This window comes from Gilliamella sp. LMG 34362 (assembly GCF_984569125.1).
The window spans coordinates 1,263,741-1,288,015 of record NZ_OZ474902.1 but is presented as its reverse complement, the minus strand read 5'-3'; the positions used below and the strand labels follow the sequence as shown (position 1 = coordinate 1,288,015).

Sequence of the window (24,275 nt, the reverse complement as noted above, 5' to 3'; positions counted from 1 at the left end):
TATTTAATTGAATCCGAAAATTTGTTGATTAGTGTAGCTTAGAATAACATATTATAGATAATAATATTTTGAATCGGCAGGATGATTAAAACTTTCTTTGAACAGGAAAAGATACCGCCAACAAAATTGTTAGCGGTATTTGCGAATGACTTATTCTTTTGCCATAGGTTCTTCAACTACTTTGGTCTGTTTGTTTCCTTGAATAGCCTTTATTTTAGCATCATAGTTTGCCACTTCTTCTTTATTTGACAATAGGCTATAAGTTAAAATAAATTCTGTACTTTTGCCCGCACCCAATTGAGGCACACGTTTTTGCTCACGCTCAATTGTAACTGGATAAGCAAAACTTGTTCCTGGTTCAATACCAGTCACATAACCTTGTTTAAGCGTATCAGTATTTTTCCATAATGTCAGTACAGGTAATTGTTGAGTATTAAAAGCAATTCCAACCCCTTTATCACTTGCATTATTCGTCAACATAACTTGAGTCTGATTATTTGCATCTGAATAAGGGAAAATGTTATAAACCATTTCATCAAAGCCTTTGGTTGGCCCTTGATAAGTTTGCCAATTTTTCAAACCAGTTGCTGCATATTCATTGAAAGGTGAAATTTCTTTAACTGGTGCAACAAATTTAGCCCCTTGTTCTAAAATTGGCGTACCGAAATTACTGTGATAAATAATTTGATAATCACGATCATAATCACTTAAATTAGTCAGGATATCATGTACGGTAAATTCTTTGCTGCCAGGAACATGTCGGATAGCAACCCAAGTTTCAAAATTGCTCTTCTTAAAAGTATTTTCTTTGATTAATCCCCTTATAGTAATCGTAAAAGGAGCTTGATCTTCAACCTCAACAAATAATTTTGACACAGGAGTATTTTGTGCACGACCATGAAGTGTATACATCATACCATCAGCTTGCACAGCATGCCCTGTCCATTCGAAACCACAACGAACCATCATTTCGTTAAAGCCATCTAGCCAACCTGCACCACCACGACTTTCTAAATTCATATATTTAGGATTAACAATCTCTTTAACTGGAGAGTCCCAACCTAAGCGAATCCCATTACCTTCAACGTTTACGATACCTAAACCACGAGTTGGGCTTAAATTAATTGTTAAGCCTTCACTCTTAATCGTTAATAGTTCAGATCCCTCTTGCTTACCACCTTTGAGAATTACATTTTCAATAGTAAAAGAAGGTGCATCTGGACTAATATTTTTGTTTGATATTTGCCAATCACCTTTTTGAATTACTCTATCTCCATCGGTAATTACATAATCTTTTGCACTGGCGGAAGATGAAACTAAACCTAGTAAAATAGCTAATGATGTATTTTTAATTTTCATGAGATTAATTCCTTATAATAATTTAATATTTTTGCACATCAAAATATGAGCATTATTTTCTGATGGTAGAATATTTATCCAAATGCACAAGTAAATTTAATGATTTGGTCTTACCTGTCCAGCTTTCCAGTGTTTTCGACAAACTGAATGATACTCGCTATCACCAAGATGTATCGAATTTCCAAATTTCACTATTTGTCCATTTTCTCCCTCTAAAAGGATCATGGTGGCTTTTTTACCACACCAGCAAACCGTTTTAAGTTCTCTATAATTATCAGCAATTTCTAATAGGGTTTTCGAACCTTCAAATAAATGCCCCATGTAATCTGTTTTTAAACCAAAAAACATCATAGGAACACCGTATTCATCACAAACATCAGATAATTTCCAGATGGTATTAGATGATAAGAACTGACTTTCATCAATTAAAATACAAGCGTAATTATTTTGTTTGATGTGCTCAATTATGCCATCCACTGTACTATCGTCAAGTTGTAATGCTTTTTTACGTAAGCCAAGCCGAGATACAATTTCAACAGCGGAATCTCGAGTATCAACCGAAGATTTAAGCAATAATGTTTGCATATTATTACTTAAGTAGTTATGGTCGATTTGGAGTAATTCGGTAGATTTTCCAGCGTTCATTACGCCATAAATATAATAAATTTTCGACAAAATTAGCGTCTCAAAAAGTTAAATATTTATTCCCTGTGTTAGGAAATAAAAGGTAAGTTATACAACTTACCCTTTAGATTAATTAATACTATTTTGCTTTACCTTGGTTCGCTACCGCTGCTTGTTTAGCGGCGATTTCATCAGCATTACCTAAGTAGTAGTGTTTAACAACTTTCATGTTGTCATCAAATTCATAAACTAGTGGCACACCAGTTGGGATATTTAGATCGATAATATCATCATCACTGATGTTATCTAAATGCTTAACTAGCGCACGAAGTGAGTTACCGTGAGCAGCAATAATTACACGTTCACCTTTAGCAACACGTGGAGCAATAGTTGATTCCCAATAAGGAAGAACACGTTTAATCGTTAAAGCTAAACTTTCAGTTAAAGGTAATTCAGATTCTGGTAATTTGCTATAACGTGAGTCATGCCCAGGGAAACGCTCATCAGATTTTTCAAGTGCTGGAGGAGTAATCGCAAAACCACGACGCCATAATTTAACTTGCTCATCACCATATTTAGCAGCAGTTTCAGCTTTATTTAGACCTTGTAGTGCACCATAATGGCGTTCATTTAATTTCCAGCTTTTTTCAACCGGTAACCATGCTTGATCAACTGCATCTAAAACGTGCCATAATGTGTGAATTGCACGTTTTAAAACAGAAGTATAAGCATAATCAAATTCGAAACCTTCTTGTTTTAATAATTGACCCGCTTCTGCTGCTTCTTTGTTACCTTTGTCAGATAAATCAACATCAGTCCAACCACAAAAACGGTTTTCTTGATTCCAAACGCTTTCTCCGTGACGAATAAGAACTAATTTTTTTACTGCCATGAATATAACTCCTTAAGTTACGTAAAATAAAATGGTTAAATCAAATTGGTTTGCAATAAAACACCTGATTAATTGGTCATAAGCCTCTATATTAATATAAAATACCGATTATTTTGTCGGTAAGTATTTTAACGGATCGACTGATTGTGCTTTATAACGAATTTCAAAATGTAATCTTACTGATGAAGTTCCTGTAGCCCCCATGGTAGCAATTTGTTCACCAGCACGAACATTTTGTTGTTCTTTAACTAAAATGGTTTGGTTATGTGCATACGCTGTTAAATAGTCATCGTTATGTTTTATAATAATTAAATTACCATAACCTGGTAATGCATTACCTGAATAAACCACTCGGCCATTAGCCGCAGCAACGACTTTAGCACCTAAATTACCTGAGATATCAATTCCTTTGCTAGCATTAGAAAATTTTTCAATAATTTTACCTTGTGCAGGCCATTGCCATACAATATTAGCTACGTTAGATGTAGTTGGTAGTTTAGTTGGCACTGCAGTATCAACTGGTTCAGTTACCGTTTCCGTAGTTTGAATCGTATTGGTTGGTTTATTTTTACCAGAAGTTGTAGTTGTAGTTGTTGTAACTGTCGTTACAACCGGTTTAGTTTTAGTCGTGGTATTGGTTACTGAACCGTTATTGTTATTATTTGTTGTGACAACAGGCATAGTAGAGGTGGTTTTTTTAGTTTCAACCACTGTTGTACCACCACTAACATCCAATACTTGCCCCACATTTACAGCAAATGGTTCTTTAATGTTATTTTTGGCTGCCAATGCTCTATAATCATTACCTGTTACCCAAGCGATATAAAAAAGTGTATCACCTCGTTTAACTGTATAAGTATCACCTTGATAACCACCTTTAGGTATATCATTGTAGTCACGATTATAAACAATACGTTCATTGGAGGTAACAACACTTTGGCTATCTCTAGTGCTATTGTTATTGGCTGTAACTGGCGAGCGAGATGTTGTTGGTGTTGATGATGAATAAATTTGTGACGAAGAACGAGTCCCAGTAGAAATATTCGCCGGTGGTTTTGAATATACCGACGAAGTAGAACAACTGGAAGAGTCAGAAATATCTTCAATTTGAGCTGGATTAGTTTGTGTACATGCGGCGATCATCAAACTTAAACAACTTAATGTGAGAATTTTTTTCACAATAACACCTTTCATTAATTTATATTATATTATTTTGTTATGCACATTTTAACTTTTTTACAACAAAAAGCTATTATATTAATTACTTGTAAAGTAAATCAATAAAATCACTGGCAAAAATGTACAATTCTTGATTTAAAAGTTATTAATACATCTCATTTGATGGCTAATTGTTCACAGAATATATAAATAATTTCCGCATTCTAAATAAACTACTAACTATAGAACGAAAAAATATCATCAGTACAAAAAAGCACTCAAGCCATATTTTTATCCAATAGTTATTAAAACTAATTTCACGGTAATGAGTATATACAATAAAACAAGGTTTGGTATAGTATATTTAATGCCTTACCATAAAATTTACAGTGATCAAAATAGAATGACTTTATATATTGTTGCAACACCCATCGGTAATTTAGATGATATTACACTAAGAGCCATTAATACACTTAAAAGTGTTGATCTTATTGCGGCTGAAGACACTAGACATAGTGGACTACTATTACAACACCTAGGTATTAAAGCTAAACTTTTTGCTTTACACGATCACAATGAACAAGAAAAAGCACAAGTTTTGATCGAAAAACTAAAATCAGGTTTATCAATTGCATTAATTTCAGATGCAGGCACACCGCTAATTAATGATCCTGGTTATCACCTAGTGAAAGCCTGTCGAGAAAATAATATTAATGTGGTACCAATTCCGGGCGCTTGTGCGGCTATTGCCGCATTATCGGTTGCTGGATTACCTTCTGACAAATTCAGTTATGAAGGTTTTTTACCGGCAAAAACCAAAGCTCGTCAAGATTATCTAACTACTTTATGCGAAGAGAGTCGAACAATGATTTTTTATGAATCAACTCATCGACTGTTAGAAACCCTAAATGATATGCAAACAATTTGGGGGTGCGATAAACATATTGTTTTAGCAAAAGAACTCACTAAAACATGGGAAACGATTGTCAACTATCCAGTAAATGAGTTAATTGACTGGTTACAAGAAGATAGTAATCGCCAAAAAGGCGAATTTGTTCTAATTGTTGAAGGACATAGCAAAACTGATAATGCTATTGATGCCAAAGTCATGACTACCTTAAAGTTATTAGTTAAAGAGTTACCATTGAAAAAAGCAGCGGCAATTACCGCAGAGATGTATGGGCTGAAGAAAAATCAATTATATCAGATCGGTTTATCACTGGAAAATTAATCAAAAAGGTAATTAATAGTTAATTATGATGATAGGAACAACAATTTTTAGTTCCTAAACTTAATACCCTAGTTTTGCTCAATATTTTATATCAGTATCAACATTAGCATAATTAGCCTAATTTAGTATATAATTGCTGCCTATTTTTAAGATTTTTATAATACAAGGTAATAAACAGTATGGGATTTAAATGTGGAATTGTCGGACTACCTAATGTAGGTAAATCAACGCTTTTTAATGCACTAACCAAAGCAGGAATCGAAGCTGCTAACTTTCCGTTTTGTACGATTGAACCGAATACAGGTGTAGTGCCAATGCCAGATCCGCGTTTAGATCAACTTGCGGAAATTGTTAAACCACAGCGAACCTTACCTACTACAATGGAATTTGTTGATATTGCTGGATTAGTTAAAGGTGCATCGAAAGGTGAAGGCCTCGGTAATCAATTTTTAGCCAATATTCGTGAAACAGAAGCGATTGGCCACGTTGTTCGTTGTTTCGAAAATGAAAATATCGTTCATGTTGCAGGTAAAATCGATCCGGCTGAAGATATTGAAATCATTAATACTGAACTTGCGTTAGCTGATCTTGAGGCTTGCGAAAGAGCCATTACCCGTTTACAAAAACGTGCTAAAGGTGGTGATAAAGACGCAAAGTACGAACTTGAAATCTTAGATAAATGTTTACCTCATCTTGAACAAGGCAAAAAACTATTATTACTCGATTTTAGTAAAGAAGAATTAGATGCAATTAAATATTTAAGCTTTTTAACCCTAAAACCAACAATGTATATTGCTAATGTTAATGAAGATGGTTTTGAAAACAACCCATATTTAGAAAAAGTCAAAGCTATTGCGGAGCAAGAAAAAGCCGTCGTTGTACCTGTCTGTGCTGCTATTGAAGCTGAATTAGCTGAACTTGATGACGCTGATCGCGATGAATTTATGCAAGACCTTGGTTTAACTGAACCTGGCTTAAATAGAGTAATTCGCGCAGGTTATAGTTTACTTAATCTGCAAACTTACTTTACTGCTGGTGTTAAAGAAGTTCGGGCATGGACAATTTCTGTTGGAGATACTGCGCCACAAGCTGCCGGTAAAATTCATACCGATTTTGAAAAAGGCTTTATTCGAGCACAAACCATTGCTTTTGATGACTTCATTAAATATGGTGGTGAACAAGGCGCTAAAGAAGCAGGCAAAATGCGCTCTGAAGGGAAAGATTATATCGTACAAGATGGTGATATTATGAATTTCTTATTTAATGTTTAATCTTTGTTGATGCCGTATATTGCGGCATCATTATCATATATTTATATAACTCAATAGATTATCTGCTATCAATTAACTACTTGTCTAACACCACGGAAAATCGATTATAAGGAGCTTCATATATGTTATTAACCTTTGAACAAGCCAAAAAAAATATACTTGAAGCAACATATAATCATAAACCGTTAATGGAAAAAGTTGCATTATTTGATGCCTTAGATCGAATCACTGCTGAACCGGTTATTTCGCCAATTAATGTACCTAGCTTTAATAATTCGGCGATGGATGGCTATGCTGTAAGATTATCTGATATCAATCAATCAAGGTTATTACCGTTAGCAGGAGTAATTTACGCAGGTGACGATATTTCATCACTAAATTGGCCTAAAGGTAGTTGCTTACGAATTATGACTGGTGCACCAGTTCCTAACGAAGCTAGTGCAGTTGTAATGCAAGAAGAGACAGAACAAACTGAATCAGGAATTAAATTTTTACATGAGATAAAACCAGCTAGTAATATTCGTTATATAGGTGAAGATGCTAAACAAGGTGCGGTTATTGTCGAAAAAGGTACTCGATTAACTATTCCGACCTTATCTAGTTTAGCAACACTTGGTATTGCTGAGTTAACAGTATATCGAAGGTTAAAAGTTGCAATATTTTCCACCGGTAATGAATTAACTGAGATTGGCAGCCCATTAGCAAATAATAGTGCAATTTATGATAGTAACCGATTTACCCTCAAATTATTATTAAATAAATTAAATTGTGAAATTATTGATTTAGGGATTATTGTCGATGATCCGAGCAAAATTATGCAAACACTCGAAACCGCATCTAAACAAGCTGATTTAGTGATTAGTAGTGGCGGTGTTTCAGTCGGGGATGCTGATTATACTAAAATGGCACTAGAGGAACTGGGTAAAGTTAACTTCTGGAAAATTGCCATAAAACCAGGAAAACCGTTTGCCTTTGGCAATATAGGTAATGCGTTATTTTGCGGATTGCCGGGTAATCCTGTTTCAACTCTCGTCACTTTTTATCAATTGGTTCAGCCATTAATTTTAGCGCTTGCTGGACAAAATTTAACAGAAGTTGCGTTATCACTTAAAGCAAAAACAGCAACAAATCTGAAAAAAAGTATCGGTAGATTGGATTTTCAACGAGGTGTATTGCAAATTTCAGCTAATGGCGAGTTAGAGGTTGTCTCAACTGGTCAACAAGGCTCCCATCTCACGCAATCGTTTAATCATGCTAATTGCTTTATCTTACTTGAAAAAGATAGAGGCAATGTAACCAAAGGTGAGATAGTAACTGTTGAGCTGTTTAATACACTATTAAAATAGTGCAACTAATATCGCTCCAGCAGCTATCATGGCAACGCCTATAGCCGAAAGGAATGAAATTTTTTCGCCAAATATGATGGCTGCAAAAATAACCGCAAAAACGACACTAAGTTTATCAATGGGGGCGACTTGCGATACTTTCCCTTCTTTTATTGCCATAAAGTAAAATAACCACGATAACGCCCCAGCAACGCCACTCAATGCAATAATAAGCAGTGCTTTTTTATCATTAAAAAAAGTATTAATTAAATTCAGTTTTCCCTGTACAACAACAACACCAACTAAAAATACTGCCATCACTATAGATCTAATTGCTGTCGCAGTATTAGCATCAAGATGTTGTAAACCAATTTTACCGAGAATTGCTACGCAAGCCGCAGTAATCGCCGATAATAATGCATAAATAAGCCAAGCACTCATTAAATTAATACCTATCAATTTGGAATAAATATTGTTGATTATTAGAATTTCTTTGACATTGCTCTGATTTATTCATTACACCACGGCAATCTTCGAGAACGCCATGAGCTTTTGACCAATGATATTGTTTACCTTCATCATTTTTGCCACCGCAAGCAGTTAAACCTAAACTAAGCGTTAAACAAGTCAATGCAATAATTACTGATTTCATCATATTTCCCTCTCAGATATCAAAATGTAGTTTAAATTATTATTGCTAATTATTTTAGTTCATTATTGCGCTGATTGATAGCTAAGCTATCACCTATTTTTAATATATAAAAAGCTCTATCTTTTTTTAATGAATTTAATAATGTTGGTGGTTCATCTAATGGCTCATCAGCCAATTCAAAAGCCCCCCAGTGGATCGCAATGGCTGATTGGCAATTTAATTCATCATAAAGTTGTACAGCTTGTTGTGGTTCTATATGCTGCGATTGCATAAACCAACGTGGTGCATAAGCACCAATTGGTATCAAAGCAAGGTCTATTTGCTTAAATCTATCAGCTATTTTCTTTAAGCTTGCGCAATAACCTGTATCCCCCATAAAGTAGACCGTTTTAGTTGATAATGGTTTATCAATACTTGTCTGCATAACCCATCCACACCATAATGCTTTATTTACATCAAATACACCTCGATTACTCCAATGTTTTGCTGGCGTAGCAGTAAACGTAATTCCATTAACATTGGTCGATTGCCACCAATCTAACTCAATAACTTGCTTGGCCCCCCATTTTAATAGTTTTCTTTTAAGTCCCAAAGGCACCAGAATAGTAAGTTGTGGAAACTGAGTTATAAGTAGGCGGATACTATTAAAATCAAGATGATCATAATGACTATGAGATATTACCACCACATTAATTGACGGTAATTTATCAATGGTAATTGCTGGTTTTGTTCGTCGTTTCGGCCCAATAAATTGAACAGGCGAAACTCGATTAGAAAAAACTGGGTCGGTTAATATCCATTGTTCATTAAGCTTTATCAAGGTAGTAGAATGTCCGATCCACCAAACTCTATCACCGCTTAAGCTAATATCAATTGAGCTAACCCAATTTTGGATGAATGCTTGATATCCGCCTTTCGGCGGTAACACTTTACGCTGCAGTCGCCAACGCAAAGCATCAGTTAATTTAATTGAAAAAGGTTCAGTATTATCAAAACCTTTCTTTTTATGATGTGACTGATCACATATTATTTTGTTCGCTTTACTCATTAAGGGATATCTAGTTGTAGTTATTTAGCGCTGCGTTCTATTAATACCGCAACGTTACCAGCATTAGCAATGGCATCAGGTTTTGACACTTTTATTTTCAACCATTGTACCGAGAATTGCTCAATGACTAACATTGCGACACGTTCAGCTACAGTTTCAATCAACTCAAATTTATTTCTTTCAATAAACGACGTTATTGATTGCGACACAACAAAATAGTCTAAACAAAACTTCACATCATCACTTTGCCCAGCAGGTTGATTATCCCATGCCATTTCAAGATCAAGAACTAACTTTTGTTTAATCGTTTTTTCCCAATCATAAACACCAATTGTGGTATAAGCCGTTAGTGATTCAATGAATACTCTATCTTTAATTGTTAAGGTCATATTCTATTCCAAATATAGATATTGTTTAAAATAGAGATTACCGAATCTTAATAAATTACGCTATAATTTATTTTAAATAACAGTAAATAATAGTTTATATGACGCGAATTTTTCAGCCTTACACAATCAATCAAAATAGTTTGATCACTTTGGATGATAATGCTTTTAATCACCTTATTCGAGTATTAAGAATGAAAACGGGGGAATCAATTACTCTTTTTGATGGTTCCAACCAAATTACGCCTGCCGTAATACATGAAGTTAATAAAAAAACGGTTATTGTTAAAACAGCAAACAGTATGTTAGATAATCGAGAATCACCATTGAACATTCATTTAGGACAAGTGATTTCTCGGGGTGATAAAATGGAGTTTACTATTCAAAAATCGGTAGAATTAGGTGTTAATACCATTACTCCCCTACTTTCAGAACGTTGTGGCGTCAAACTCGATCAAGAAAGACTCGAAAAGAAAGTTCAGCAATGGCAAAAAATTGTTATTTCGGCTTGTGAACAATGTGGACGAAATATCATCCCAAGCATCAATCCAGTAATGAAATTAGAAAATTGGTGTGCAAATTTAACCGATAGTTTAAAACTTAACTTACACCCTAAAGCCGAACAAGGAATAAATCAATTACCGAATGATAACAAAAATATTAGTTTATTAATTGGGCCGGAAGGCGGTCTATCTAATGAAGAAATTAGCATGACTCATCAATATCAATTTACTGATATTTTGCTTGGACCGAGAGTATTACGTACTGAAACAGCGGCGTTAACTGCAATAACAGCCCTTCAAGTTCGTTTAGGTGATTTAGGTTAGTCGCAAGAAATAAATAAGTTAACAAATGATTGCTTTGCTTATTAATCGGTAACGGGTATGATAGTTGAAAACTTGATTATTATTGCTAATACCTCTTTCTACCTTGATTTTATATAAATTATTAAATAGGTAGAGCAGCATGCAAATCATCAACACCGAATTCAGTAAAATCAAATATAATCAGTAAGGAGTTACCATGATCAAACTTGGTATTGTTATGGACCCCATTAGCCATATCAAATTAAAAAAAGATACTAGTTTTGCGATGCTACTTGAAGCACAAAAACGCGGCTATCAACTTTATTATATGGAAATGAATGATCTGTTTTTACGCAATGGAGAAGCTAGTGCAACAACACGTACAGTAACAGTTCATAACAATAGTGAGCATTGGTTTGATTTTGGAGACGAACAGACTATAGCATTAAGTGAACTTGATGTAATATTAATGCGCAAAGATCCGCCTTTTGATACTGAATTTATCTATGCAACCTATATATTAGAGCGTGCAGAAGAGAAAGGAGTATTGGTAGTAAACAAACCCCAAAGTCTGCGTGATTGTAACGAAAAATTATTTACGTCTTGGTTTGCTAATTTTACACCTGAAACCCTAGTTACTCGCCAGACATCACAAATTAAGGCTTTTCATCAACAATATCATGATATCATTTTAAAACCACTAGATGGCATGGGTGGTTCGTCAATTTTTAGAGTAAAACAAGATGATCCCAATGTTTCGGTGATTATTGAAACGCTTACTGAACATAATACCCGTTATTGCATGGCGCAAACATTTATTCCTGCAATCAAAGATGGAGATAAACGGGTTTTAGTTGTCGACGGTGTACCCGTGCCTTACTGCTTAGCAAGAATCCCACAGAAAGGGGAAACACGAGGAAACTTAGCAGCTGGTGGACATGGTGAAGTCAGACCATTAAGTGATAGTGATTCGCAAATCGCTAACAGTATCGGCCCAGTTTTAAAACAAAAAGGACTACTATTTGTGGGACTTGATATTATTGGTGACAAACTAACCGAAATTAACGTTACTAGCCCGACTTGTGTTCGAGAAATTGAAGCTGCTAACCCAGATTTATCAATCACTGGTTTATTAATGGATGCTATTGAATCAAGATTAAATATAAAGAGTTAAAAATGATTAGAGAATATCAAACAAAAGATTTAGATGCCATAATGACAATTTGGCTTCAAGGTAATGAACAAGCACATAATTTTATCGATCCTGAGTTTTTTAAACAAAACTTTGAATTAGTGAAGATGTTGATCCCAATGTCAACCATATATGTTCAAGACATCAACGGCGTTATTGTTGGTTTTATTGGCCTAACTGAAAATTATATCTCAGGTTTATATGTTGAAAAAAATTCTCGTCACCAAGGTACGGGGTCAGCATTAGTTGAAAAGGCCAAACAACGTCATAACGAATTAATGGTACATGTTTACAAACAAAATAGTGATGCAATTAACTTTTATTTATCACAAAATTTTGAAATTGTTGGTGAATCAATTAATGAAGAAACCAATCATCCTGAAATATTAATGCGCTGTAATGTTGAACATAAAGTCAAAATAGGTAAATGTGCATTATAAATTTAACGACAATGTGAGCATATGAATTTAAAAAATCATTTTATTATAGCCATGCCTACTGTTAATGACTCAATTTTTAGTCGTTCAGTAATATATATTTGTGAACATAATCGTGATGGTGCAATGGGGATTATTATTAATAAACCCATTGTTGATCTCAACGTAGAAACGGTATTATCCCGTTTAGAAATAACCGCATCAAAAAGTTGTGCTGAACTTGAACACCCCGTGTTTTGTGGCGGCCCGCTTGCAGAAGAGCAAGGATTTATTCTCCATACTCCTCATCAAGGGTTTGCTTCAAGTATAAAAATTTCTGATGATATCATGATTACCACATCTCTTGATGCATTAAAGTCTATTGGCTCACCAGAACAACCAAAAGATCTTTTCTTAGCATTAGGTTATTCAAGTTGGCAATCATTACAACTTGAAAGTGAAGTAGCAAAAAATGATTGGTTAGTTACCGATGTAGATCCTGCAATTATCTTCGAGGTAGCTATTGAAGATCGTTGGCAGAAAGCAGCTGAATCATTGGGCATCAATATTAAAATGATTTCACCTCAAATGGGTAACGCATAAATTATGGCTACCATCATTGCATTTGATTTTGGTACAGCGAGCATCGGCGCAGCTATCGGTCAAGATATAACCAAGACTGCGAATCCACTTTGTTCATTCAAAGCTCGAGATGGCATCCCTAATTGGCAGGCAATAGAGAAAGTACTTAATGAATGGAAACCTGATTATTTAGTGGTAGGATTGCCACTAAATATGGATGGCACAGAGCAACCGTTAACCGCAAGAGCACGCAAATTTGCTAACCGTCTGCATGGAATGTTTGGCTATCAAGTTCATTTACAAGATGAACGATTATCAACCGTTGAAGCAAAATCACATATCTTTGCTTCACGTGGCTACCGAGCCCTTGAAAAAGGCCATGTTGATGCGACTTCGGCAATTATTATTTTAGAAAGTTGGTTCGAAAATAGCGAATCTTGATAATCAAGAAATTATTTTAACAATAATTAGTCGCCAATAAATTTCATCCTTGCTAAAATAACAAGCAATTTTTTCTATTGAAAGGACTGCTCCCCGTGTCAAATAATAAATCTCTTAGCTATAAAGATGCTGGTGTCGATATCGATGCTGGCAATGAATTGGTTGATCGTATTAAATCTGTCGTAAAAGAGACCAAACGTCCTGAAGTTATGGGTGGACTTGGTGGTTTTGGTGCATTATGTGCAATTCCGGAAAAATATAAACAACCTATTTTAGTTTCAGGTACTGATGGTGTTGGCACTAAATTACGCCTTGCAATGGATTTAAATCGCCATGAATCAATTGGTATTGATTTGGTTGCTATGTGCGTTAATGATTTGATTGTTCAAGGAGCTGAGCCTTTATTTTTCCTCGACTATTATGCTACAGGTAAATTAAATGTCGATGTTGCCGCAACAGTTGTTACGGGTATTGCGGAAGGTTGTAAACAATCTGGGTGTGCATTGGTTGGCGGTGAAACTGCAGAAATGCCTGGTATGTATCATGGCGATGATTATGACTTAGCGGGCTTTTGTGTCGGTGTAGTTGAAAAATCAGAAATGATTGATGGTAGTAAAGTTCAAGATGGCGATGCACTAATTGCCCTTGCATCAAGTGGTGCGCATTCAAATGGTTATTCATTAGTACGTAAAATTATCGAAGTTAGTGGTGTTAATCCAGCAACAGAACAATTAGACGGAAAACCATTAGCAGATCACTTACTTGCGCCAACTAAGATTTATGTAAAATCAGTACTTGATTTGATTTCAAAAATCGATGTTCATGCTATTGCACACATTACTGGCGGTGGTTTTTGGGAAAACATTCCACGAGTTTTACCTGATAACACTCAAGCTGTTATTGATGAATCTAGTTGGCAATGGCCGGCCATCTTTAATTGGTTACAACAAGCAGGTAATGTAAGCCGTCATGAAATGTACCGTACTTTCAATTGTGGAGTAGGTTTAATCATCGCTTTACCAAAACAGTTAGCCGAACAAGCAATTAATCTACTTAATCAGCATGGTGAAAAAGCTTGGTTACTTGGCGAAATAAAACACTCTTCATCAACTGAACGCGTTGTTATTCGGTAATATATACAATATCAATTTTTGTCTAGTAATTGTAACTAATCAGCTAATATTACTGGACAAAAATTATCGATATAAAAATCTTCAAAAAAATTCCTTGTAGTATCAACCTAATATTTACATTTTATGTTTTTCAATACCAAAACCCTTCCTTATTTATTTTTACTAAAAACGTATAGTTAGCCAAAAATTTAACTTAAAAATAACTAAAAGCTATCTTAGTTTCTGGTACAATAAGCAAAATTATTATAACTAAGTAATGTCATAATACTCTAAGATACAAGGTTTTTTAATGATCATATCAGATGCTAATAGTGCGGTGTCATCTGTCGCATATCGTGCAAACGAAGTCATTGCTATTTATCCAATAACGCCAAGTTCATCTATGGCTGAACAAGCCAGCACGTGGGCGGAGTTCAACAAACCCAATGTTTTTGGTGATACGCCGAAAGTCGTTGAAATGCAATCCGAAGCAGGAGCAATATCAACCGTACATGGCGCATTAATGACTGGGGCATTAGCAACATCATTTACTTCATCGCAAGGTCTGTTATTAATGATTCCTTCGCTATATAAAATAGCTGGGGAATTAACACCATTTGTATTACATGTTGCTGCCCGTACTGTTGCAACTCATGCTTTGTCTATTTTTGGTGATCATTCTGATGTTATGTCTGTCAGGCAAACTGGTTTTGCCATGTTGTGTTCTAGCTCGGTACAAGAAGCACAAGATTTAGCCTTAATCTCGCAAATTGCAACACTCAATAGTAGAGTACCATTTATTCATTTTTTTGATGGTTTTAGAACTTCACACGAGGTAAATAAAATTTATCCAATCAGTGATGAACAGATTCGTAATTTGCTTCCCCATCAAGCTATTGATGCTTTTCGCCACCGCGCCTTAACGCCTGATAACCCAGTCATTCGTGGAACATCAGCTAATCCTGATACCTATTTCCAGTGCCGTGAAGCAGTTAATCCATATTATGAGAATACCTTCAATCATGTTGCAGATGCTATGCAAGCCTTTGAAAAAGAGACAGGTAGGAAGTATCAACCTTTCGAATACTATGGCGCAAAAGATGCTGAACGTATCATTGTCATTATGGGCTCCGGCGTCAGCACCACGAAGGAAGTTGTCGATCATCTGATTAAAAATGACGAAAAAGTTGGCGTCGTTATCGTAAGATTATTCCGACCATTTTCAGCAACTCATCTACTTGACGTTATTCCGCAAACTGTGAAAAAAATCGCAGTGCTAGATCGTACCAAAGAACCAGGTGCACAAGCTGAACCTCTTTATCTAGATGTAATGACAGCCTTTGCTGAGAGTTTTTCACGTGGCGAACGAAACCATTTACCGCAAATTATTGGTGGTCGTTATGGTTTATCATCGAAAGAGTTCGATCCTCGCTGTGTATTAGCTATTTTTAATGAACTAACAACAGAGAAACCTAAACCTCGCTTTACCGTTGGGATTTATGACGATATAACCGGCTTGTCACTACCATTACCAGAAAAATCCATCCCACAAAAATCAGCACTTGAAGCACTATTTTATGGTTTAGGCAGTGATGGTACGGTTTCAGCGACCAAAAATAATATCAAAATCATTGGTGATAGTTCGCCATTTTATGTACAAGGTTATTTTGTTTACGATTCGAAAAAAGCAGGTGGTTTAACTACTTCTCATCTTCGAGTTAACCTTGAACCAATAGATTCACCATATTTGATAACCAGTGCCCATTTTATCGGTTGTCATCAAGATCAGTTTATCGACAAATATCAAATAGTTGAAAGATTAAAAGATGATGGTATTTTCTTACTAAATACACCTTATAGTAAGGATGAAGTTTGGCATAGATTACCTAAAGAAGTGCAAATTCAATTAATTAAGAAAAAAGCACATTTTTATATTATTAATGCAGCTAAAATTGCTCGAGAATGTAATTTAGGTGCAAGAATTAATACGGTCATGCAAGCTGCATTCTTCCATTTATCAGAAATATTTAAAAATGACTTTAGCATTTCACAGCTAAAAGAAGTTATTGCCAAAAGTTACAGCAGTAAAGGACAAGATATTGTTGAAAATAACTGGAAAGCACTCGATTTAGCCATTGCATCTCTTGAGCAAATTCCATTAAGTTGCGTGGATGAAAGTAGTTCATCACGTCCGCCAGTTGTGCCAAGCAACGCCCCTGATTTTGTTAAAATGGTCACTGCAACTATGTTAGCTGGCTTAGGTGATAGTTTACCTGTTTCAGCCTTTCCACCCGATGGAACATGGCCAGTTGGCACCACCAAATGGGAAAAACGTAATATTGCTGAAGAAATACCAATCTGGCAACCTGAACTTTGTACTCAATGTAACCATTGTGCAGTTGCTTGTCCGCATGCAGCCATTCGAGCAAAAGTTGTTGAACCAGAAGATATGATCAATGCACCAGAATCACTAAGCTCACTTGAAGTAAAAGCTCGAGATATGAAAGGTCAACGTTATGTTTTACAAGTTGCGCCTGAAGATTGTACCGGATGTAATTTATGTGTTGAAGTTTGTCCTTCACGTGACCGTAATAACTTTGATGTTAAAGCCATTAACATGCGTTCACGAATTGACAATTTAGAAACTCAGCGTGCTAACTATAATTATTTCACCGACCTTCCTGATCGGGAAATCAAAACGCTAGAACGAATTGATGTACGTACATCACAACTATTAACACCTTTATTTGAATATTCTGGTGCTTGTGCCGGTTGTGGTGAAACACCATACATCAAACTACTAACCCAATTATATGGTGATCATCTCGCTATTGCTAATGCAACGGGTTGCTCGTCAATTTATGGTGGTAATTTACCATCTTCACCATATACAACCGATCGCAATGGCCGTGGACCGGCTTGGGCAAATTCACTATTTGAAGATAATGCCGAATTTGCACTTGGTTATCGTATTACTTATGATCAACATAAAAAACGAGCATTACGTTTGCTTGAACATGTTGCCGGTGAGATTTCGCCAGAGATTGTTATTAATTTACAATCACCAGATTTATCAATTGATGAAAAACGAACTCAAGTTAATTTATTACGTCAACAATTAGCGCATTTAACTTCAGCTGAAGCTAAGGAGTTAATGCAAGATGCTAATTATCTGATTGATAAATCAGTATGGGCTATTGGTGGTGATGGTTGGGCTTATGATATTGGCTTCGGTGGACTCGATCATGTAATGAGTTTAACCGAAAACGTTAACATCTTAGTGCTCGATACCCAATGCTACTCGAATACAGGAGGACAGCAATCTAAAGCAACACCGATGGGAGCTGTATCCAAATTTGCAGATTTAGGTAAACATAAAGCTCGTAAAGATCTTGGGGTCAGTGTAATGATGTATGGCCACGTTTATGTCGCTCAAGTTGCTTTAGGTTCGCAATTGAACCAAACACTTAAAGCATTACAAGAAGCCGAAGCTTATGATGGCCCTTCTCTGGTTATTGCTTATAGCCCTTGTGAAGAACATGGTTACGACTTATCTAAATCTCATGAACAGATGAAAGATTTAGTTAAATCTGGTTTCTGGCCGCTATATCGTTATGATCCACGCCGCATGCAAGAAGGAAAACCAGGTTTAGTGTTAGACTCTAAAGCACCAAACAGTCAATCATTAACGGATATTTTACTTAAAGAGCAACGTTTCCGTCGTTTAGAAACACTTGAACCAGTTATTGCCAATACTTTACATGAGCAATCAACTAAAATGGTAAATTCTAAATATAAATTCTTGCAAATGCTGGCAACCTATTCTGATATTGAAACACCAGCAGATAGTTAATAACAAAGTAACTATCTGGCAAAAATAGTCTTAGTTATGAGGTCTTAAGATCATTGTTCGTATATTCATTAATAGTAGCAATGATCTTAAACATTGACATAATGCAGTGCAAATCCGAACTAAATTAGTGCGCTTTTCAATCTAGCTAATTAGTATTCAAACATCATAAATTCACCAATCTTTAATTTTATCAATTTGATATCAGTTATTTCTATTTGTTTATTAAATTGGTATGAATCTTGCTGTATTTTATATTTGTAAAAGCGGACTGAACGTGAGGTGAATTATGGTAACAAATTTAAACATTAGTCGTAGAACATTATTGGGTTTTTCTACTGCAGCTATTGCTGGGTTATCTGTAAATCAATTATTATCTAAAGCCTATGCTAGCGAGTTACAAAAAACGATTTCATTCTCACTTCCGGTAATGGATACAGCTGTTACACCTAGTCTAGATAATCCAGTTAGACTCAACTTTAATGAAAATGCCATAGGTATGTCGGGAACAGCCAAACAAGCAGCTATAGATGCAGTTCCGAAAGCTAATCGATATGCTAAAGCTGAAATACTGCTATTGAGTAAAAGATTAGCACAGTATCATAATGTTAGCGAGGAACATATTTTATTAACAGCAGGATCATCTGAGGGTATTCGTAGTGCCATTGCTGCTCATATAAATCCTAACACTCAACTAGTTATTCCAGAATTGACTTATGGTGATGGGGAGCATTTCGCTAAAACTTTTAATTTGAAAATAACTAAAGTTCCTTCATTAAAAGATTGGCAAATTGATATTAACGGTTTGCGCAAAGCGGTTGAAAATCATCAAGGATTTTCGATTGTTTATCTAGTAAATCCGAACAATCCTACATCTACGGTAATTGGTTACAAAGAAGTTGAATCGTGGATAACAAGTAAGCCTAAAAATACATTATTTATTATTGATGAAGCTTATGCCGAGTTTGTCAATGATCCGGTATTCCGTTCTGTTGATAGTTTAATTTTTCAAGGTTATAGCAATATTATTTTACTGAAAACTTTTTCAAAAATTCATGCTATGGCAGGTTTGCGAGTCGGTTATGTTGTCAGTTCGCCAGATAATATCAAAAATATTGGTCAGTATGTAGCAGGTGAAAAACTGAATTACTGTGGAGTTTGTGCAGCTCTTGCATCAATCGATGATAATCAATTTTTGACCTACTCAAAGAAAGCAACTGATGTATCACGTAATATTATGGAAAAAGTATTGTCAGAATTAGGATTACACTATCTTAAATCAGAAACAAACTTTATCTTTCATAAGAGCCCTATTGAGTTGGGACAATATCGTGAATTAATGAAGAAAAATTTTATATTAATAGGACGTGATTTTAATCCAGCTACCAACTGGTGCCGAATATCATTGGGAACACCTGGCGAAATGTTGTATGTTGCCAATGTGTTATATGGTTTAAGAGAAAAATCACTGATATAAAATTGGAAAAACTAAGGAAAGGAAACAAAGACTCACTGAATATATTTCATATCAGTGAGTCAAAATTTTATTTAACTTTAGTATCAATTACCCGACGAGTCATCCAATAATGTTTTTTCCAGTAATCTTCTTTTAAATTAGAGAAAATAACACCTTTTGATGTCGAAGCATGTAGGAATTTACCATCAGCATAATAGATGCCAACATGCAAACCACTTCGACTACGGCCAGTTTTAAAAAATACTAAATCACCAGCTTTAGGGGTGGTAACTTTATAACCTAATTTAGCTTGTTCAGCAGCACTTCGTGGTAACGTTTTTGCCAATCTATTTTTGTAGAAATTCATGACTAAAGCAGAACAATCACTACCGGCTAAAGTCGTCCCACCATAACGATATGGGGTTTTTTTCCATTTTTTATAATGTTGATCGATTTTTGCCAAAATAACTGGATCTGATTTATTTACAGCTACTTGCCCCTGACTACTACTACAACCAAACAATACAAACAGAGAAAAAATAAGTGAAACCACTAAACATCGTTTTTTAACACTGCTGCAATTGTTGCGCAACTTGATTAATAACCGACTGTCTTTTTTTATCATTTCTTTTTGATCCTTTATTTAAAGTCGACCACTGCGAATAACGTCTCGCTACCTTTAGACTTTTAGGTAACACACCTTTTTGCCACTCGTTTTTATCTAATCTAGATAACCTAATCGGGCTGGTGTTCGCGTGGCTGCGATAATTTAGACTCTCTTTTAGTTGAACTAATCGTAAAGAAAGAAAACAAATAATCACATCATCAACACTTAATTTACTATATCCAGAAAACTGATAGCGCATTCTAGATCCATAATGCTTTGCAGTTTGCATCAAACTACCCACCGCAGCGCCAATTAACGCAGCTGAACCAAAGGATAATCCACCGGTAGCTAAATCAATACTAGCTCCGATAGTTGCGCCAGACACAAATCCTTTGGTCAAATGCATACCCATCAATTTCAACGCATCTAAGTTAAACAAATCAGCATTATATCTACCTTTAATTAAAGGTAGATTCTCTTCACTCTCTTGAGTTGAATCAAATTGATATAGTTGCAATAAATCGTTAATTACTTTTTGTTCACGTAACCTGACTTTATTTTGCATATCAGTTACAGCTTGATTATCATCCGATTTTGCCATTTTATAAAAAGCAGTCACATCAACCAATGCTTCGGCAATAAGCTTATTTGCTGTATGATTACGCGATTCACGAATCCTCGTAATATTATCTAACCAATTATCCAATATTTTTTTAGCTGGTTCAATTAATAAAGCTAAACTTTTGTATAATTTTTCCTCACCATCTATGGGTGGAAACATAGCATTGAACCCAATGATAGCATGGATCCCCATTCTTGAAAGCAATCTTTTCCATTCCTTTTCGTTTTGTTTTTTAGTTGAAGTGAAGTTAAGGACAGCAAGAATGGGTTTATCACTATTCGCTAAGATGGCTAATTCATCGTGATATTTAGGTAGCACAGGCTCTCTCACATCGATGACATAAATAGCTGCATCACAATTTAACACTTGTCTAATGACTTTTGCTTCTTGATTAAAAAGGTTTTCAGCCTCTGGACTTTGTAAAAAATTCGTTAATTTATCGATACCATCAAGCTTAGTATTTGCTGGTAAAAGTTGTGTTATATAATCATAAAGCGCCAAACTATCTTCAAAACCAGGAGTATCATAAAAAGTGATGTCAGTATCATTAGCCAACGGCAACTTAATCGACTCGACGTGTCTTGTGGTGCCTGGTTTATCTGAAACATCACCAAAATGACTATTGTACGATAATGCTCGTAAAAGCGAAGTTTTACCAAAATTTGCATGGCCAACTATCGCTAATTTCAATGAAGTTATCATATTAATTATCCTGCTCTAACCAATTAGGATTAGCTAATGGTAAAGATAACGATTGCCAATTATGAAATTGCTTTCCTTGATTAATAAACCATATCCGAGATTGCTGTGATTTATTAATTAACTGTTGAATAAAGTTCAATAATCCTCGATCAGGTGCTCGATCAGTATCAATGGCAATTAATAATTTTTTCGCCGGTATTAGTTGCAAATGATCTAATATAGCAATCCGTTGTTCACGGGTATTGAGAAATCCATAGAACGGAACAATAGTTGCCGGTTTCCAACTGTCAACGATGTCCACTGCAACCAAATAGATACCATGTCCTTCTTCAATTTGCGAAATCGGCAATTGCCATCTAATTTCACCTAATTTATCTTCATCTTCTACATTAGTGACTAATGGCTGCAATTGTCGTGCTAGTATTTGATAATCTGGATCATCTAAATTTAATTTAATTTTACGACTACTTAGCATCCAGATGACACCACAAGAAATCATTAGAAATAAACGGACAATTAAGCCATAAAAAATAAAAACGCCAATCAGCCATATCGCCCATGAAGAACGAATATCACCAGCACTTAATGCATGTTCACTAAGTTTAATCACTTCATCTTTTGGAATAGAAAATCCAAACCAAGAAGGTAAATAACCTAAATAATGAGTCAATTGGATAATTGAATCCGCACTTAATAAAGTTGTTTTCCATTCAAAACTATAATGTTGTGTAGAAAAAAGTACTAACAAAACGATTAAAGCGCTAGTCAAAATAACTGTCCAAAACAGATTAAGAACAAAACCTAATAACCAACGAATTCGATAACCAACTAATGAAACAAAAGCGGGAACAAGTTGTTGCACGGTCTTTTTTTGGTAAAGTTTTTCTGCTATCCATAACCAACAGTGAATTAATAGGCTACCACCAAACCGAGAAAAAAATAACAATGAGCAAAGCCAGATAATTAGCGTAATAAAATGAACACCCAATAAACTGAATAACGCCCAATATAAATTGATTGGATTTTGACTTAATGCGCCAAATGTCAACGAGCTACCGATAAAAAGCGAAAAAAACAATAATAGCAAAAATGAGAGCTTAATTGAGCGCAACATGACTTTTTGTGCCAAATATAAACCATTTTGTTTAGATAATAAGGTAGCTCGCATAACAATACGATTAACCAAAGATGTTGGCATAGCTTTAACTTGCCGATTAATATCTTGATCAGCAAAGCGTCCAGATTGTGACTCAATTAAATGAATAGTTTCAGTAAGCCATAAAGATTTTAGCTTTTCACGCATTTTAATTTAATTTTCACATATTGGTTCGTCATAAAAGAAACGCGACATAAGTCGCGTTTAAAATCGATTAAATCGCTTACTGGGTAATTTCACCAATTTTATTTAAAAGAGTTTGAATCCGTTGCTGCCAAATTTGTTGGTCTTGTTTTAATTTTTCATTTTCATCACGTAATGCTTTCATTTCATCAGAACTATCATTAATTAATTGTTCAAGTTCTTGATTGCCTTGTTTTAATCTAGCGATCTCTTGTTGCAATGTATTAATGGTGTTGACAGTGTTTTGAATTCTAGTTTCTAATTGATTCAATATTTCTAATGACATATTTTTCCTCAAGCTCAATTTATTTGGTGTATAATAAGTAGTATTATAACCAATTCATTCTGAAATCAACACCTTTTTAAATTTTAAGTTGGAGAAAAATATGCGAAAACCTCTCGTTATGGGTAACTGGAAACTCAATGGTAGTATCGGTATGGCAAAAGACTTAGTCACAGGATTAAGAAATGAGCTATCAACAGATGCCAACTGTGGCATTGCAATTGCACCGCCTAGCGTTTATTTAGATTTTGTAGCACACCAATTAGGTGGCTCAAACATTCTTTTAGGTGCTCAAGATGTCGGTATTCATCTTTCTGGTGCTTATACTGGTGAAGTATCAGCAACTATGTTAAAAGAAATCGGCGTAACTCACGTTATTATTGGACATTCTGAACGTCGTACTTATCACAAAGAATCTGATGAATTTATTGCGCAAAAATTTGGTGTATTAAAAGAAGCAGGTTTAGTACCAGTACTTTGTATTGGTGAAACTGAAGCTGAGAACGAAGCTGGCCAAACTCAAGCAGTATGTGCTCGTCAAATCGATGCTGTCATTAATGCATTAGGTGTACAAGCATTTAACGGTGCGGTAATTGCTTATGAACCAGTTTGGGCAATCGGTACAGGAAAATCTGCAACTCCTGCTCAAGCACAAGCTGTTCACAAATTTATCCGTGATCATATTGCTAAACAAGATGCAGCTGTAGCTGAACAAGTAATCATTCAATATGGTGGTTCAGTTAATGATAAAAATGCAGCTGAACTATTTACACAACCAGATATTGATGGTGCTTTGGTTGGTGGTGCTTCATTAAAAGTTGATGCATTTGCAGCAATCGTTAAAGCAGCAGAACAAGCTAAGAAATAAAACGTAAGACGCCTATCTTAGGCGTCTTTTTCTACTCAGTAATACAATTGTAA

General features: G+C 35.2%; 24 protein-coding genes. 12 read left to right on the top strand and 12 right to left on the bottom strand.

Translation table 11 applies throughout. The annotated features are described in order from the left end of the window. Positions 1–150: 150 nt before the first annotated feature. From AC5LWZ_RS05920 to nlpD, 4 genes are all read right to left on the bottom strand, one after another. Positions 151–1,359 (bottom strand): aldose 1-epimerase family protein, encoded by a 1,209-nt coding sequence (locus AC5LWZ_RS05920; RefSeq protein WP_110448092.1) that lies wholly within the window; start codon positions 1,357–1,359, stop codon positions 151–153. A 96-nt stretch (positions 1,360–1,455) separates the two neighbouring features. Next, positions 1,456–2,034 carry a thymidine kinase gene (locus tag AC5LWZ_RS05915; protein WP_198247106.1) on the bottom strand — a complete coding sequence of 193 codons (579 nt, stop codon included), beginning with the start codon at positions 2,032–2,034 and terminating at the stop codon, positions 1,456–1,458. Between the two features lie 88 nt (positions 2,035–2,122). Beyond that, a complete protein-coding gene (gpmA, locus tag AC5LWZ_RS05910) occupies positions 2,123–2,875 on the bottom strand; it encodes a 2,3-diphosphoglycerate-dependent phosphoglycerate mutase (RefSeq protein WP_034902210.1) in 753 nt (250 codons plus the stop codon). A gap of 108 nt (positions 2,876–2,983) precedes the next feature. Continuing rightward, positions 2,984–4,069 carry a murein hydrolase activator NlpD gene (gene nlpD, locus AC5LWZ_RS05905; protein WP_110448094.1) on the bottom strand — a complete coding sequence of 362 codons (1,086 nt, stop codon included), beginning with the start codon at positions 4,067–4,069 and terminating at the stop codon, positions 2,984–2,986. Positions 4,070–4,400: 331 nt separating this feature from the next. Between nlpD and rsmI the strand changes: the two genes are divergently transcribed. The 3 genes from rsmI to moeA all read left to right on the top strand — a co-directional run bounded on the left by rsmI (position 4,401) and on the right by moeA (position 7,881). Then, positions 4,401–5,264 carry a 16S rRNA (cytidine(1402)-2'-O)-methyltransferase gene (gene rsmI / locus AC5LWZ_RS05900; RefSeq protein WP_294911083.1) on the top strand — a complete coding sequence of 288 codons (864 nt, stop codon included), beginning with the start codon at positions 4,401–4,403 and terminating at the stop codon, positions 5,262–5,264. A 179-nt stretch (positions 5,265–5,443) separates the two neighbouring features. After that, the gene (ychF, locus tag AC5LWZ_RS05895; protein ID WP_034902214.1) at positions 5,444–6,535 is read left to right on the top strand and encodes a redox-regulated ATPase YchF; all 1,092 of its coding nucleotides are present in this window, start codon (positions 5,444–5,446) and stop codon (positions 6,533–6,535) included. Between the two features lie 122 nt (positions 6,536–6,657). Then, complete coding sequence (gene moeA / locus AC5LWZ_RS05890) at positions 6,658–7,881, top strand: molybdopterin molybdotransferase MoeA (RefSeq protein ID WP_493464154.1); 1,224 nt, start codon at positions 6,658–6,660, stop codon at positions 7,879–7,881. Here moeA and AC5LWZ_RS05885 read toward each other — a convergent pair. Genes AC5LWZ_RS05885 through folB form a run of 4 tightly spaced genes read right to left on the bottom strand, consistent with a single transcriptional unit; the run spans position 7,873 to position 9,949 of the window. After that, a complete protein-coding gene (locus AC5LWZ_RS05885; protein ID WP_086359021.1) occupies positions 7,873–8,301 on the bottom strand; it encodes an EamA family transporter in 429 nt (142 codons plus the stop codon). The two genes, moeA and AC5LWZ_RS05885, sit on opposite strands and share 9 nt — an antisense overlap. A gap of 4 nt (positions 8,302–8,305) precedes the next feature. Continuing rightward, positions 8,306–8,515 carry a hypothetical protein gene (locus AC5LWZ_RS05880; protein WP_294883933.1) on the bottom strand — a complete coding sequence of 70 codons (210 nt, stop codon included), beginning with the start codon at positions 8,513–8,515 and terminating at the stop codon, positions 8,306–8,308. 46 nt (positions 8,516–8,561) lie between these two features. Then, positions 8,562–9,560, bottom strand: coding sequence for an MBL fold metallo-hydrolase (locus AC5LWZ_RS05875; RefSeq protein ID WP_493464153.1), 999 nt, complete (start codon positions 9,558–9,560; stop codon positions 8,562–8,564). Between the two features lie 20 nt (positions 9,561–9,580). Beyond that, a complete protein-coding gene (gene folB / locus AC5LWZ_RS05870; RefSeq protein WP_110448099.1) occupies positions 9,581–9,949 on the bottom strand; it encodes a dihydroneopterin aldolase in 369 nt (122 codons plus the stop codon). Positions 9,950–10,047: 98 nt separating this feature from the next. On the opposite strand from folB, the gene rsmE reads away from it, so the two are divergent. From rsmE to AC5LWZ_RS05830, 8 genes are all read left to right on the top strand, one after another. Beyond that, positions 10,048–10,773 (top strand): 16S rRNA (uracil(1498)-N(3))-methyltransferase, encoded by a 726-nt coding sequence (rsmE, locus tag AC5LWZ_RS05865; protein WP_198247100.1) that lies wholly within the window; start codon positions 10,048–10,050, stop codon positions 10,771–10,773. 196 nt (positions 10,774–10,969) lie between these two features. Beyond that, positions 10,970–11,926, top strand: a complete 957-nt coding sequence (gene gshB / locus AC5LWZ_RS05860; protein ID WP_493464152.1) for a glutathione synthase — start codon at positions 10,970–10,972, stop codon at positions 11,924–11,926. 2 nt (positions 11,927–11,928) lie between these two features. After that, the gene (locus AC5LWZ_RS05855) at positions 11,929–12,384 is read left to right on the top strand and encodes a GNAT family N-acetyltransferase (protein WP_493464151.1); all 456 of its coding nucleotides are present in this window, start codon (positions 11,929–11,931) and stop codon (positions 12,382–12,384) included. Positions 12,385–12,405: 21 nt separating this feature from the next. Further along, the gene (locus tag AC5LWZ_RS05850) at positions 12,406–12,963 is read left to right on the top strand and encodes a YqgE/AlgH family protein (RefSeq protein ID WP_110448103.1); all 558 of its coding nucleotides are present in this window, start codon (positions 12,406–12,408) and stop codon (positions 12,961–12,963) included. A 3-nt stretch (positions 12,964–12,966) separates the two neighbouring features. Further along, entirely contained in the window at positions 12,967–13,383 is a 417-nt protein-coding gene (gene ruvX, locus AC5LWZ_RS05845; protein ID WP_232350072.1) for a Holliday junction resolvase RuvX, read from the top strand. Between the two features lie 95 nt (positions 13,384–13,478). Next, a complete protein-coding gene (gene purM, locus AC5LWZ_RS05840) occupies positions 13,479–14,516 on the top strand; it encodes a phosphoribosylformylglycinamidine cyclo-ligase (RefSeq protein WP_086320304.1) in 1,038 nt (345 codons plus the stop codon). Positions 14,517–14,805: 289 nt separating this feature from the next. Then, complete coding sequence (nifJ, locus tag AC5LWZ_RS05835) at positions 14,806–18,348, top strand: pyruvate:ferredoxin (flavodoxin) oxidoreductase (RefSeq protein WP_198199611.1); 3,543 nt, start codon at positions 14,806–14,808, stop codon at positions 18,346–18,348. Positions 18,349–18,634: 286 nt separating this feature from the next. Continuing rightward, positions 18,635–19,822: a pyridoxal phosphate-dependent aminotransferase gene (locus tag AC5LWZ_RS05830; RefSeq protein WP_198247096.1), complete on the top strand. Its 1,188-nt coding sequence runs from the start codon at positions 18,635–18,637 to the stop codon at positions 19,820–19,822. 67 nt (positions 19,823–19,889) lie between these two features. Here the strand turns inward: AC5LWZ_RS05830 and AC5LWZ_RS05825 are convergent, their stop codons facing one another. The 4 genes from AC5LWZ_RS05825 to zapB form a co-directional block, all read right to left on the bottom strand. Then, positions 19,890–20,354 (bottom strand): NlpC/P60 family protein, encoded by a 465-nt coding sequence (locus tag AC5LWZ_RS05825; protein ID WP_493464150.1) that lies wholly within the window; start codon positions 20,352–20,354, stop codon positions 19,890–19,892. Between the two features lie 13 nt (positions 20,355–20,367). Continuing rightward, a complete protein-coding gene (locus AC5LWZ_RS05820; protein ID WP_493464149.1) occupies positions 20,368–21,732 on the bottom strand; it encodes a DUF3482 domain-containing protein in 1,365 nt (454 codons plus the stop codon). 1 nt (position 21,733) lies between these two features. Next, positions 21,734–23,035, bottom strand: coding sequence for a DUF2868 domain-containing protein (locus tag AC5LWZ_RS05815; protein ID WP_493464148.1), 1,302 nt, complete (start codon positions 23,033–23,035; stop codon positions 21,734–21,736). Between the two features lie 76 nt (positions 23,036–23,111). Further along, positions 23,112–23,357 carry a cell division protein ZapB gene (gene zapB / locus AC5LWZ_RS05810; protein WP_110448111.1) on the bottom strand — a complete coding sequence of 82 codons (246 nt, stop codon included), beginning with the start codon at positions 23,355–23,357 and terminating at the stop codon, positions 23,112–23,114. Positions 23,358–23,457: 100 nt separating this feature from the next. Between zapB and tpiA the strand changes: the two genes are divergently transcribed. Beyond that, positions 23,458–24,222 (top strand): triose-phosphate isomerase, encoded by a 765-nt coding sequence (tpiA, locus tag AC5LWZ_RS05805; protein WP_110448112.1) that lies wholly within the window; start codon positions 23,458–23,460, stop codon positions 24,220–24,222. The last annotated feature ends 53 nt before the right edge of the window (positions 24,223–24,275 follow it).

Excerpts from the sequence above, each read along its gene's own strand:
- tpiA (WP_110448112.1), top strand. The coding sequence starts at position 23,458 with ATGCGAAAACCTCTCGTTATGGGTAACTGGAAACTCAATGGTAGTATC.
- nlpD (WP_110448094.1), bottom strand. The coding sequence starts at position 4,069 with ATGAAAGGTGTTATTGTGAAAAAAATTCTCACATTAAGTTGTTTAAGT.
- AC5LWZ_RS05920 (WP_110448092.1), bottom strand. The coding sequence starts at position 1,359 with ATGAAAATTAAAAATACATCATTAGCTATTTTACTAGGTTTAGTTTCA.
- AC5LWZ_RS05880 (WP_294883933.1), bottom strand. The coding sequence starts at position 8,515 with ATGATGAAATCAGTAATTATTGCATTGACTTGTTTAACGCTTAGTTTA.
- gshB (WP_493464152.1), top strand. The coding sequence starts at position 10,970 with ATGATCAAACTTGGTATTGTTATGGACCCCATTAGCCATATCAAATTA.
- AC5LWZ_RS05875 (WP_493464153.1), bottom strand. The coding sequence starts at position 9,560 with ATGAGTAAAGCGAACAAAATAATATGTGATCAGTCACATCATAAAAAG.
- rsmI (WP_294911083.1), top strand. The coding sequence starts at position 4,401 with ATGCCTTACCATAAAATTTACAGTGATCAAAATAGAATGACTTTATAT.
- ychF (WP_034902214.1), top strand. The coding sequence starts at position 5,444 with ATGGGATTTAAATGTGGAATTGTCGGACTACCTAATGTAGGTAAATCA.
- folB (WP_110448099.1), bottom strand. The coding sequence starts at position 9,949 with ATGACCTTAACAATTAAAGATAGAGTATTCATTGAATCACTAACGGCT.
- AC5LWZ_RS05850 (WP_110448103.1), top strand. The coding sequence starts at position 12,406 with ATGAATTTAAAAAATCATTTTATTATAGCCATGCCTACTGTTAATGAC.
- AC5LWZ_RS05855 (WP_493464151.1), top strand. The coding sequence starts at position 11,929 with ATGATTAGAGAATATCAAACAAAAGATTTAGATGCCATAATGACAATT.
- zapB (WP_110448111.1), bottom strand. The coding sequence starts at position 23,357 with ATGTCATTAGAAATATTGAATCAATTAGAAACTAGAATTCAAAACACT.
- nifJ (WP_198199611.1), top strand. The coding sequence starts at position 14,806 with ATGATCATATCAGATGCTAATAGTGCGGTGTCATCTGTCGCATATCGT.
- AC5LWZ_RS05830 (WP_198247096.1), top strand. The coding sequence starts at position 18,635 with ATGGTAACAAATTTAAACATTAGTCGTAGAACATTATTGGGTTTTTCT.
- AC5LWZ_RS05815 (WP_493464148.1), bottom strand. The coding sequence starts at position 23,035 with ATGCGTGAAAAGCTAAAATCTTTATGGCTTACTGAAACTATTCATTTA.
- rsmE (WP_198247100.1), top strand. The coding sequence starts at position 10,048 with ATGACGCGAATTTTTCAGCCTTACACAATCAATCAAAATAGTTTGATC.
- AC5LWZ_RS05820 (WP_493464149.1), bottom strand. The coding sequence starts at position 21,732 with ATGATAACTTCATTGAAATTAGCGATAGTTGGCCATGCAAATTTTGGT.
- AC5LWZ_RS05885 (WP_086359021.1), bottom strand. The coding sequence starts at position 8,301 with ATGAGTGCTTGGCTTATTTATGCATTATTATCGGCGATTACTGCGGCT.
- moeA (WP_493464154.1), top strand. The coding sequence starts at position 6,658 with ATGTTATTAACCTTTGAACAAGCCAAAAAAAATATACTTGAAGCAACA.
- ruvX (WP_232350072.1), top strand. The coding sequence starts at position 12,967 with ATGGCTACCATCATTGCATTTGATTTTGGTACAGCGAGCATCGGCGCA.
- gpmA (WP_034902210.1), bottom strand. The coding sequence starts at position 2,875 with ATGGCAGTAAAAAAATTAGTTCTTATTCGTCACGGAGAAAGCGTTTGG.